This is a genomic window from Noviherbaspirillum denitrificans (assembly GCF_002211445.1).
Taxonomy (GTDB): domain Bacteria; phylum Pseudomonadota; class Gammaproteobacteria; order Burkholderiales; family Burkholderiaceae_D; genus Noviherbaspirillum; species Noviherbaspirillum denitrificans.
The window spans coordinates 2,753,947-2,764,689 of record NZ_LSTO01000001.1 but is presented as its reverse complement, the minus strand read 5'-3'; the positions used below and the strand labels follow the sequence as shown (position 1 = coordinate 2,764,689).

Annotated in this window: 10 protein-coding genes; 6 read left to right on the top strand and 4 right to left on the bottom strand. The window is 62.9% G+C overall.

Annotated elements, in window-relative coordinates; translation table 11 throughout:
* Nucleotides 1-808, top strand: an 808-nt coding sequence (locus tag AYR66_RS13455) for a DUF4743 domain-containing protein (protein WP_206047167.1), incomplete at its 5' end; no start/stop codon positions are given.
* Nucleotides 809-877: 69 nt separating this feature from the next.
* Here AYR66_RS13455 and AYR66_RS13450 read toward each other — a convergent pair.
* The 4 genes from AYR66_RS13450 to AYR66_RS13435 all read right to left on the bottom strand — a co-directional run bounded on the left by AYR66_RS13450 (nucleotide 878) and on the right by AYR66_RS13435 (nucleotide 5,992).
* Nucleotides 878-2,002, bottom strand: coding sequence for a 2-aminoethylphosphonate--pyruvate transaminase (locus AYR66_RS13450; protein ID WP_088707900.1), 1,125 nt, complete (start codon nucleotides 2,000-2,002; stop codon nucleotides 878-880).
* A 49-nt stretch (nucleotides 2,003-2,051) separates the two neighbouring features.
* Complete coding sequence (locus AYR66_RS13445; RefSeq protein ID WP_088707899.1) at nucleotides 2,052-3,761, bottom strand: putative 2-aminoethylphosphonate ABC transporter permease subunit; 1,710 nt, start codon at nucleotides 3,759-3,761, stop codon at nucleotides 2,052-2,054.
* Nucleotides 3,762-3,778: 17 nt separating this feature from the next.
* Nucleotides 3,779-4,867 carry a putative 2-aminoethylphosphonate ABC transporter ATP-binding protein gene (locus AYR66_RS13440; RefSeq protein ID WP_088707898.1) on the bottom strand — a complete coding sequence of 363 codons (1,089 nt, stop codon included), beginning with the start codon at nucleotides 4,865-4,867 and terminating at the stop codon, nucleotides 3,779-3,781.
* A 78-nt stretch (nucleotides 4,868-4,945) separates the two neighbouring features.
* The gene (locus tag AYR66_RS13435; RefSeq protein WP_088707897.1) at nucleotides 4,946-5,992 is read right to left on the bottom strand and encodes a putative 2-aminoethylphosphonate ABC transporter substrate-binding protein; all 1,047 of its coding nucleotides are present in this window, start codon (nucleotides 5,990-5,992) and stop codon (nucleotides 4,946-4,948) included.
* 250 nt (nucleotides 5,993-6,242) lie between these two features.
* Between AYR66_RS13435 and AYR66_RS13430 the strand changes: the two genes are divergently transcribed.
* From AYR66_RS13430 to AYR66_RS13410, 5 genes are all read left to right on the top strand, one after another.
* Entirely contained in the window at nucleotides 6,243-6,929 is a 687-nt protein-coding gene (locus AYR66_RS13430) for a phosphonate utilization associated transcriptional regulator (protein WP_088707896.1), read from the top strand.
* A gap of 28 nt (nucleotides 6,930-6,957) precedes the next feature.
* The gene (gene phnA / locus AYR66_RS13425) at nucleotides 6,958-8,184 is read left to right on the top strand and encodes a phosphonoacetate hydrolase (protein WP_088707895.1); all 1,227 of its coding nucleotides are present in this window, start codon (nucleotides 6,958-6,960) and stop codon (nucleotides 8,182-8,184) included.
* 28 nt (nucleotides 8,185-8,212) lie between these two features.
* The gene (gene phnY, locus AYR66_RS13420) at nucleotides 8,213-9,673 is read left to right on the top strand and encodes a phosphonoacetaldehyde dehydrogenase (protein WP_088707894.1); all 1,461 of its coding nucleotides are present in this window, start codon (nucleotides 8,213-8,215) and stop codon (nucleotides 9,671-9,673) included.
* Between the two features lie 4 nt (nucleotides 9,674-9,677).
* Nucleotides 9,678-10,250 carry a phosphonate degradation HD-domain oxygenase gene (locus AYR66_RS13415; RefSeq protein WP_088707893.1) on the top strand — a complete coding sequence of 191 codons (573 nt, stop codon included), beginning with the start codon at nucleotides 9,678-9,680 and terminating at the stop codon, nucleotides 10,248-10,250.
* 12 nt (nucleotides 10,251-10,262) lie between these two features.
* On the top strand, nucleotides 10,263-10,743 hold a 481-nt coding region (locus AYR66_RS13410; protein ID WP_234814896.1), incomplete at its 3' end, for an FAD-dependent oxidoreductase.

Genomic DNA, 10,743 nt, shown 5'->3' with positions numbered 1-10,743 from the left:
CCGCCTGCGCGCGCGATGCGCGCGGGACCGCGTCCACTACCTGCCATTCCATCCCTGCTCCGGACAGATACGCCTCGATTTTGCCGAGCGCCTCCTTGAATGGCCGGAAGTTTTCCACGTAACCCTGTCCGGTGTAACGCTGGCCCCGTCCCTCGACACACCGGCTCTTCGCACGCAGGCACTCGACGCAGTCGTCCGCATCCTGCACAACGAAGGCCTGGTCACCGGCTGGCGCAATGAGGTCCTGGCTGTCGCATCGGCCTTCGGCGAGCAGCCCCTCTTCCACATCGAGCGTGCCGCCCTCCACTTTTTCGGCCTGCCGCTGCATGCCGTCCAGGTGCATGGCATTTCCGGCCACGGCATGTGGCTGGCCCGGCGCAGCGCAGGCAAACCGGTGGACCCGGGCCTGCTCGATACGCTGGTCGGCGGCGGCATCGGAAACGGCCTCGGTATAGAGGACACCTTGTTGAAGGAATGCGAGGAAGAAGCCGGCATCGATGCTGCCGTCGCCTCACGTGCGATAGCGACGGGAACGGTGCGCACCGCGCGGCCGGCGCCTGATGGATGGCATGCGGAAGTGCAGTTCACGCACGACCTCCTGCTGCCGGATGATTTTCATCCGGTGAGCAGGGACGGCGAAGTCGCGGAGTTCCTGCTGCTGCCCCTGCCGGAGGTGCTCGAGATCATGACCGGCTCGAACGACCTGACCGTCGAAGCATGCGCGGCGATTGCCGACTTCATGCTGCGCACACGCTTCATCGCACCCGATGCCCCTGGCACGCAGGCGCTGCGTGAATTCATCCAATAGAAAAAAGGCGGGACAAGACTGTCCCGCCCGAACTCCAGGAGGCACTGGAGGACCAACTTCGGAGTAGCCTTATGCCGCGACCGCTTCGTAGATGCCCATCTCCACCAGCGCATCACGCATCGCATTGACCGCCTGCCGGATTTCCGCGACGCCGATTGCGCCGATGCAGCCGACACGGAAGGTCTCGGCCTGCGTCAGCTTGCCCGGATAGAGGATGAAGCCCTTGTCGCGCACCCGGTTGTAGAAGTCCTTGAAGCTGTAGTGCGCGCTCTCGGGCGCATGGATGGTGACGATGATCGGCGCCTGGATGCGCGGGTCGAGGAATTGCTTGAGGCCGAGTTCGCGCATGCCGGCCATCAGGGCTTCGTAGTTCTTCGTGTAACGCGACAGCCGTGCCTTCTGCCCGCCTTCCGCGATGGACTGGTTGAGCGCCTCATGGAAGGCCAGCACGATGTGCGTGGGCGGCGTGAAGCGCCATTGCGTGGTCTTTTCCATGTAGGTCCACTGGTCGTACAGGTCGAGCGACAGCGACAGCGAATTGCCTTCGCATTGTTCCAGCACCGACTTGCGCGCGATCACGAAACCCATGCCGGGCGGGCCTTCGATGCACTTGCCGCTGGCGGCGATCACCGCATCGAATTCCACCTTGCGCGCATCGATTTCCAGTGCGCCGAAGGAACTCATCGCGTCGATGACAAGGCTCTTGCCGTGCTTCTTCACCACCTGCGAAATCTCTTCCAGCGGATTGAGGATACCAGTGCTGGTTTCGCAGTGGATCAGGCCGACGTGGGTAATGCCTGGGTCGGCGGACAGCAGGCGATCCACGTCGGCAGGTGTAGTCGGCACGTGCTCGGGCGTCTCGAAGGTCGACACCTTGCGGCCCATCATGCTGACCAGCTTCGCCATACGCTTGCCATAGGCGCCGTTGATCAGCACGAGCACATGGCCGTCGCGCGGCACCAGTGTATTCATCGCCGCTTCCACAGAGAAGGTGCCGCTGCCCTGCATCGGAACGCAGACGTGGCTGCCGTGGCCGTGCACGATATCGAGCAATTGCTGGCGGATTTTGGCGGTGACGGCATTGAACGCGGCATCCCACGATCCCCAGTCGCGCAGCATGGCGCTCTTGGTTTGCAGGGACGTGGTGAGGGGGCCCGGGGTCAGGAGAACGGGATCGCGGCTGACGAGACTCATGATTTTCATCCTTCGTTAATGAACAGCGGTAACAGGGGAGACTTAAGGTTTAGGACGGGCGGCGCCAGGCCTGGGTACGCAGCAACAGCACCCGCGTAATCAATGCATACAGGAGGCAGACGCCGATCGAAGTCATCACGATCAGTGTCGCCATCGCTGCGGCGGGTCCGATTTCACCGGCTTCTTCCAGGTTCAGGATCGCCACTGATGCCAGCGTGGAATCCGGCGAATACAGGAACACCACGGCGGAGATCGTCGTCATCGCGTTGACGAACAGGTAGCGACCGATGTCGAGGATGGCCGGCAGGCAGACCGGCACGGTGACGCGGAAGAAGGTCTTGTAGAAAGGCACCTTCAGCGACGCTGATACCGCCTCGAACTCGTTGTCGATCGCCTTCAGCGCGGTGACAGCGGTCAGGTGCGACGAGGTGTAGTAATGGATCACCGTCGACACGACCAGGATCGCCATCGTGTGGTACATGAAGTTGAACGGATTGTCCGGCGCATTGAAGAACAGGATGTACCCGAGCCCGAGCACCAGTCCCGGCACACCCATCGGCAGCACCGCCAGCAGCCGGACGATCGGACGCAGGCTGTCCATGCCGCGCGTCTTCTCCGCCAGGTAGGCGCCGCCGAAAATCATCGTCACGCCGCACACCACCACCCAGAACGCCATCTTCAGGCTGTTGAAGTAGGACTCCAGCACACCGCCCTCGACCAGTCCGAAGTAGTAATGGCGCAGGCTGAGCGACAGGTCGTAGGGCCACAGCTTGATGAAGGAAGTGAACATCGCCATGCCGAGCACCGCGAGCAGGCAGACCGACACCGCCGCGCAGTACAGGAACATCAGGGTGTCGAACAGCGGCCGCTTCTTCGGCGTGTACGGCACCGCGCGCGCCGACAGCTGCGCGCGCAGCTTGCGCCGGATCACGATGTCGATGGCGAAGGCGACCAGCGCCGGCATCAGCAGGAGCAGGCTGACCACGGCGCCCTTGTTGAAATTCTGCTGGCCGATCACCTGCTTGTAGACATCAATCGACAACACGTTGAAGTTGCCGCCGATGACTTTGGGCACGCCGAAGTCGTTCACGGTGTACGTAAAGACGACGAGCGAAGCGCTGATCAGTCCGTACTTGGCGCCGGGCAGCGTGATCGTCCAGAACTTGCGCAAACGGCTGGTACCGAGCGATTCCGCAGCTTCGTAGAGCCGGCCGTCGGCCATCGTAAGCGCGGTGATGATGATCATCAGCGCATGCGGGAAGACCCCGTAGCATTCGCTGAGCACGATGCCGAGCGGCCCGTAGATCGAAATGCCGCCGAGCACATCCTTCAACAGGCCCTGCGTGCCGAACCACTGCACGAAGGAAATCGCTGCCAGCAGCGAAGGCGCGAGGATGGGCACCAGCGAAATGGTGCGGAACAGCGGCTTGAACGGCATGCAGCTACGCGTCAGCGCATACGCAAACAGGAAGGCGGCCGGGATCACGATGCAGGTCACCGACGTCGCCATCAAGACAGTGTTCACGATGGACTGCTGCAGCGCCGGCGTCGACATGTAGTCGATGAACTGTTGCAAGCCGACAAAGTTACCGTCCTTGTCCTGCACGCTCTTGACGAGGATGGCCATGACCGGCCCGAGCAGGAAGATCACGAGGATCGCGCAGACCAGGATCATCAGGCCGTGCGCAATGCGTTCGTGCCAGTGGCTTTGCTGGCGCCCGGCGGCAACGCTGCGCTGCATGCCGGGCGATGAGGTCATGGTAGCGGCGTCGGGTCTCATGCGGCCTCCATCTGCGCGTCAAAAATCCGCGCGCGCTGGGGCAGGACGGCGATCCCGGCGCGGCTGCCGACGGTGAAGCCGTATTCCTCCAGCTGCTGCATCGCGATCGAGGTGACCACGGTCTGGCTGGCCATTCCGTCGATGGCGAGCGTCAGGAAACTGTGCGCGCCGAGGAATTCGATCTTGCGGATCTGTGCCTGTGCGGCATTGTCGCTGGCGGGCTTGTGCGCGACCAGGTCTTCCGGGCGCAGGTAGATGCGCACCGGGCGGCCGGCCGGGACGTTCGCCCCGTTGCTGCAATCGACATCGACGCAGCCGAGTCGGAAGCGCCCTCCTCCCAGCGACTCGCCCTGCAGCGCATTGATCTTGCCGACGAAGGAGGCGACGAAGGGCGAGCGCGGCGCCAGGTAGATTTCTTCCGGCGTGCCGACCTGTTCGATCACGCCGTGGTTCATGACGACAATGCGGTCGGCCATCGACAAGGCTTCTTCCTGGTCGTGCGTGACCATGATGGTGGTCACACCGAGGCGCTGCTGGAGCTGGCGGATTTCGCTGCGCAGGCGCACCCGCTCCAGCGCATCAAGCGCGGACAGCGGCTCATCGAGCAGCAGCAGGCCGGGCGAGGTCGCCAGCGCGCGGGCCAATGCGATGCGCTGCTGCTGGCCGCCGGAGAGCTGGCCGGGATACTTCCCGCCGCTACCCGGCAGGCCGGCCAGCGTCAGCAGTTCCTGCACCCGCTCCTCGACCTTCGCCTTGGGCATGCCGCGGTTGACGAGGCCGTAGGCGACGTTGTCCGCGATGGTCAGGTTGGGGAACAGCGCGTAGGACTGGAACACGATGCCGTAGTCGCGCTTGACCGGCGGCAGCCAGGACACATCCTTGCCCGCCTGGACGATGCGTCCGCTGTCCTGCGCTTCCAGCCCGGCGATGATGCGCAGCAGGGTCGTCTTGCCGCAGCCCGAGGGGCCGAGGAAGCACACGAACTCGCCCTTGAAGATATCGAGGTCGATGCTGCGCAGCGCAGTGAAGGACCCGAAGGATTTCGCCACGCCCTGCAGCGAAAGATAGACCGATGGTTTGCTCATTTGATGCTGTCTCCTTTATGCCGGGCTTCCCCCGTGGAGGAAGCCCTTTTCGTCATCCGTTCCTGGACGGCGCCGCTGTCACTTCGCCTCCGCCTTGGCGTTGTAGCGCTTGCTCCATTCGGCGAGGATGCGGTCGCGGTTCTTTGCCGCCCAGTCGAAATCGTTGGGCTTGACCAGCAGGCTTTCGTAGTTGTCCGGGATGCCTTCCATCTTCTTGGCCAGCCCCGGATAGGCGACGATGGCCCACCAGTTGGTGCTGATTTCGTTGGCTTCCTTGCTGGACATCCAGTCGACCAGCTTCTTGGCCGCCTCCATGTTCTTCGATTGCTTGATGATGCCACTGGCTTCGATATCCCACCCGAGGCCTTCCTTCGGGAAGATCAATTCGATCGGCGCGCCGCTGCGCAGCACCTGGTGAGCGCGGAATTCAAAGGAAATGCCGATCGGGAATTCCCCGGAACCGGCCTGTTTGCAGGGCTTGGAGCCGGAGTGGACATACTGCGCGATGTTTTCATGCAGTGCATCCATGTAGCGCCATGCCTGCTGCTCGCCCCACATCTGCAGCCAGGCGGTGACGTCGAGGTAGCCGGTGCCGCTGGAAGCCGGATGCGGCATGGTGATCTTGCCCTTGTAGATCGGCTTGACGAGGTCTTTCCAGGATTCCGGCTTCGGCAATCCGAGCTTCTTTGCCTCCACCGTATTGAAGCAGATGACCGCGCCCCAAACGTCCATGCCGACCCAGGTGGGCGGGCGGCGCTGGTCGGAGAACATCGGGTTCAGGTCCTTGAAGCCCTTCGGCTCGTACGGCAGCAGCATTCCCTCCTGCGCCAGCAGGGCCATGCTGCTGGCAGCAACGCCGAGCACGACGTCGGCTTGCGGGTTAGCCTTTTCGGACAGCAGCTTGGCGGTGATCACGCCGGTGGAGTCGCGCACCCAGCGGATGTCGATGTTCGGATTGGATTTCTCGAACGCGGTCTTGTACATCTTCTTCATCGCGTCGGTTTCGATCGCTGTGTATACAAGCAATTGCGTTTTCGGCTGCGCGGCAGCCGGTGCTGCGGAAAGGGCGGCTGCGGAAAATGCGGCGCAGAGCTTGAGCAAGCCCGCAACAATGTGTCTCTTCATTGATCTCTCCTTGTATTAGTCAACAAACCCGATCAGCCGCAGCCTCGACGACAGGATCCGCATATATATTCCCATGTCGTTGCAACTGTCCTTCGAGCATCTGTTTTCCGGCTTCAACCATATGAAGGTGTTACCTGCCCACCCCATCGATCGCGCCTTTTTTATATGCGTTGGAATTATTGTATATCGTAGATTGTAGACAATCTACAGTTTTTCACATAAAATTCTTTTCACTGAATGGAGCTTTCTCATGACTACACACGAAAACACTGTCATCGCCATGCTGCAGCAATACTCCCTGCCCGCCCTGGTGCAGAAGGAAATCGAGCGCCAGATCATTGCCGGCGAGCTGACAGCGGGATCGAAACTGAATGAAGTGGCCTTTGCCGAACGCCTCGGCGTGTCGCGCGGCCCGGTGCGGGAGGCCTTCCGCGCGCTGGAAGCCACCGGCCTGGTGCGGCAGGAAAAGAACAAGGGTGTGGTCGTGCGCCAGATCTCGGTGGAAGAAGCCGATGAAATCTACGAGGTGCGCAGCGCGCTGGATGAACTGGTCGGCCGCAAGCTGGCGGAGGTCATCACCGACGCGCAGGTGGCCGAACTGCGCAGCCTGCTCGGCCGCATGGACGACAAGGTTGCGCAAAAGGACGTGGACGGCTACGCCGCGCTCAACCTGCAATTCCACGACACCCTGGTGACGATGACCGGCAACCGCAAGCTGCTGGACACCTATCGCCGCCTGGTCAACGAACTGACGCTGTACCGCCGCACCGCCCTGGCGCAAAAGGGCACGCTTCCGGTATCGACGCGCGAGCACCACGAGATCGTCGACACCATCGCCACGCGCAATCCCGACGCGGCCGGCCAGATCATGCGTTCGCATGCGATGGAAGGCCGCAACCGCATGCATCGCGCGCAATCAAGCAGTTCACCCGACTGATTTATCCAAACCGATGAAAGGTTAAGCAATGAGTGCCAATCCCATCACCGTTAACGGGCGCACCTACCAATGGATGGAGCGCCCCGTCGTCATCGTCTGCGTTGACGGCTGCGAACAAGAGTACATCAACCAGGCCATCCAGGCCGGTGCAGTGCCCTTCCTGAAACAGCTGGCGGAAAACGGGACCGTGCTCGCGGGTGACTGCGTTGTGCCCAGCTTCACCAATCCCAACAACCTCTCCATCGTGACCGGCGTTCCGCCCTCGGTGCACGGCATCTGCGGCAACTACTTCTACGACACCCAGGCCGATGCCGAGGTGATGATGAACGACCCGAAATACCTGCGCGCCGGCACCGTGCTCGCCGCCTTCGCCGACGCGGGCGCACGCGTGGCGGTCGTCACCGCCAAGGACAAGCTGCGCATGCTGCTCGGCCACAAGATGAAGGGCATCTGCTTTTCCGCCGAGAAGGCCGACCAGGCCGACCTGAGCGAATACGGCATCCCCAACGTCGTGAAGATGGTCGGCATGCCGGTGCCCTCGGTGTACAGTGCCGAGCTGTCCGAATTCGTGTTTGCCGCCGGCGTCAAGCTGATGGAAACCGCGCGCCCCGACCTGATGTACCTGTCGACCACCGACTACATCCAGCACAAGTACGCACCGGGCACTGATGGCGCCAACAGCTTCTACGCGATGATGGACCGCTATCTCGCACAGCTCGACAAGCTCGGCGCCACCATTGCCCTGACCGCCGACCACGGCATGAATGCCAAGACCGACTCTGCCGGCATGCCCAACGTGATCTTCCTGCAGGACGTGCTGGACAAGGACTTCGGCGCGGGCAAGACGCGCGTGATCCTGCCGATCACCGATCCCTATGTCGTGCACCACGGCGCGCTCGGCTCCTACGCGACGGTCTACGGCGGCAACGGCATCGATACCAAAGCGCTGGCGAAGCATATCGCCGCCATCCCCGGCGTCGAACTGGTGCTCGACCGCGAAACCGCCAGCGCGCGCTTCGAACTGCCCGCGGACCGCATCGGCGACCTCGTCGTGGTCAGCGAACGCCTCGCAGTGATCGGCACCTCGGCCAGCAAGCATGACCTGTCGGGACTGGAACTCCCCCTGCGCTCGCACGGCGGCATCTCGGAACAGCGCGTGCCCATCCTGCTCAACCGCAAGCTCAAGCGCCAGCCTGACGTGCCGCGCCTGCGCAACTTCGACGTCCTGCACCTGGCACTGAACCAGGCGCAGTAAAGAACACACCGATTCCAAGGAGAGAGACATGTCATTGCTGAGCCAGATCGGCGCCCTGCGCGAGGGCCACATCCTGAAACAGAAAATGCGCATTGCCGGCGAACACGTCGGTAGCGACCGCATCATCGAAGTCTGCAATCCCTACACCGGCAAGCTGATCGGGACAGTGCCCAAGGCGAGTGTCCCCGATATCCAGAATGCCTTTCGCATCGCCAAGAATTTCAAGTCTCCGCTGACGCGCTACGACCGCTACAAGATCATGATGCGCACCGCCGAACTGCTGCGCGCGAATGCCGACGCGATCTCGGACCTGATCACCGCCGAAGCCGGCCTGTGCAAGAAGGACACGCTGTATGAAGTCGGCCGCGCCTGCGACGTCTTCCTGTTCGCCGGCAACCAGGCGCTGGTGGACGACGGCCAGGTGTTTTCCTGCGACCTGACGCCGCACGGCAAGCAGCGCAAGGTCTACACCATGAAGGAGCCGCTGCTGGGCGCGATCTCTGCCATCACGCCCTTCAACCATCCGCTCAACCAGGTCGCGCACAAGGTTGCGCCATCGATCGCCACCAACAACCGCATGGTGCTCAAGCCGACCGAGAAGACACCCTTCTCCGCCCTGCTGCTGGCCGATATCCTGTACGAAGCCGGCCTGCCGCCGGAAATGTTCTCGGTGGTGACCGGCGACCCGCGCGAGATCGCCGATGAGATGCTGACCAATGACGACATCGACCTCGTCACCTTCACCGGCGGCGTACCGATCGGCAAATACATCGCGGCCAAGGCTGTCTACAAGCGCCAGGTGCTGGAACTCGGCGGCAACGATCCGATCATCGTGATGGAAGACGCCGACCTCGACGAGGCATCGTCGCTCGCCGTGTCGGGCTCGTACAAGAACTCCGGCCAGCGCTGCACCGCAATCAAGCGCATGATCGTCCACGAACAAGTCGCCGACCGCTTCGTCGAGCTGCTGGTGGAAAAGACGCGCGCGATCAAGTACGGCGACCCGACGGACCCGGCCAACGACATGGGCACGGTCATCGACGAACGCGCGGCCTGCTACTTCGAGAACAAGGTGAACGAAGCCGTTGCCCGCGGCGCGAAACTCCTGTACGGCAACAAGCGCCAGGGCGCGCTCTATTCGCCGACGGTGCTCGACCATGTGCCGGAAGACTGTTCGCTGGTGGCCGAGGAAACCTTCGGCCCGGTCTCGCCGGTGATCCGCTGCAAGGACATCGCCGACGCCATCCGCATCTCCAACTCGACGCCCTACGGCCTGTCCTCGTCGGTCTGTACCAACCGGCTCGACTACATCACGCGCTTCGTGCGCGAGCTGCAGGTGGGCAGCGTCAACATGCGCGAAGTCCCGGGCTACCGGCTGGAGCTGACGCCGTTCGGCGGCATCAAGGATTCCGGCCTCGGCTACAAGGAAGGCGTGCTGGAAGCGATGAAGAGCTTCTGCAACACCAAGACCTACTCGCTGCCCTGGTGATGCCATGCTGACCATCGAGATGATCTGCCGTCTCTTCGAACAGGGTGGCGGCCGCATCTACGCCGGCGAACAGGTGACCCAGCTCGAACATGCGCTGCAGACCGCGACGCTCGCCCAGAAGGCGGGCGCCGACATCGAGCTGGTGTGCGCAGCGCTGCTGCACGACCTCGGCCACCTCGTCAACGACAAGGGCGACACGCCGACGGCGCGCGGCATCGACGACCTGCACCAGTACTGCATGCTGCCGCTGATGCGTCACCTGTTCGGGCCGGCGGTACTGGAACCGATCAAGCTGCACGTGGAGGCCAAGCGCTACCTGTGCGCGGTCGACTTCGAATACCTGCTGCACCTGTCCCCGGATTCGCGCCGCAGCCTGCACCTGCAGGGCGGCGTGTTCAATCCAACGGAGGTATCCGAATTCCTGCGCAAGCCATATGCGCAGGACGCGCTGAAGCTGCGCGCCTGGGACGACCGCGCCAAGGTGCCCGGCATGAAGACGCCGACACTGGCCGAATTCGTGCCCCTGATGGGCGCCTGCGCGGCGCGCAAGCAATCCAGTGAACTGGCCCACTCCTGACAAGGAATCCCCATGCGTCCCTTCTGGTTAGAACAAGCACTCTTCGGCGACGGCGCGCTCGCACCTGCCTTGCAGGGCGAACAGACGGCCGACGTCTGCATCGTCGGCGGCGGTTTCACCGGCCTGTGGACGGCCCTGCAGCTCAAGCAGGCCAATCCCGGCCTGGACATCGTGATCCTCGAAAGCGACCTGTGCGGCGCCGGCGCGAGCGGACGCAACGGCGGATGCCTGCTGACGTGGACCACCAAGTTCTTCACCCTGCGTCGTCTGTTTGGGGAGGACGAGGCATTGCGACTGGTGAAGGCGTCGGAGTCGGCGGTGCAGAGCATCGCCGACTTCTGCCGCTTGCACCGCATCGACGCGGAACTGCGCATGGATGGCACGCTGTACACCGCCACCGCGCCAGCCCAGGTCGGCGTGCTCGATCCCGTGCTGCGGGAGCTGGAAAGACACGGCATCCACTCTTATCAGCCGCTGCCCGAGGACGACGTGC

Bases quoted from the DNA above. Each gene is read 5' to 3' on its own strand.
- AYR66_RS13450 (WP_088707900.1), bottom strand. From the start codon at position 2,002: ATGAGTCTCGTCAGCCGCGATCCCGTTCTCCTGACCCCGGGCCCCCTC.
- AYR66_RS13445 (WP_088707899.1), bottom strand. From the start codon at position 3,761: ATGACCTCATCGCCCGGCATGCAGCGCAGCGTTGCCGCCGGGCGCCAG.
- AYR66_RS13440 (WP_088707898.1), bottom strand. From the start codon at position 4,867: ATGAGCAAACCATCGGTCTATCTTTCGCTGCAGGGCGTGGCGAAATCC.
- AYR66_RS13435 (WP_088707897.1), bottom strand. From the start codon at position 5,992: ATGAAGAGACACATTGTTGCGGGCTTGCTCAAGCTCTGCGCCGCATTT.
- AYR66_RS13430 (WP_088707896.1), top strand. From the start codon at position 6,243: ATGACTACACACGAAAACACTGTCATCGCCATGCTGCAGCAATACTCC.
- phnA (WP_088707895.1), top strand. From the start codon at position 6,958: ATGAGTGCCAATCCCATCACCGTTAACGGGCGCACCTACCAATGGATG.
- phnY (WP_088707894.1), top strand. From the start codon at position 8,213: ATGTCATTGCTGAGCCAGATCGGCGCCCTGCGCGAGGGCCACATCCTG.
- AYR66_RS13415 (WP_088707893.1), top strand. From the start codon at position 9,678: ATGCTGACCATCGAGATGATCTGCCGTCTCTTCGAACAGGGTGGCGGC.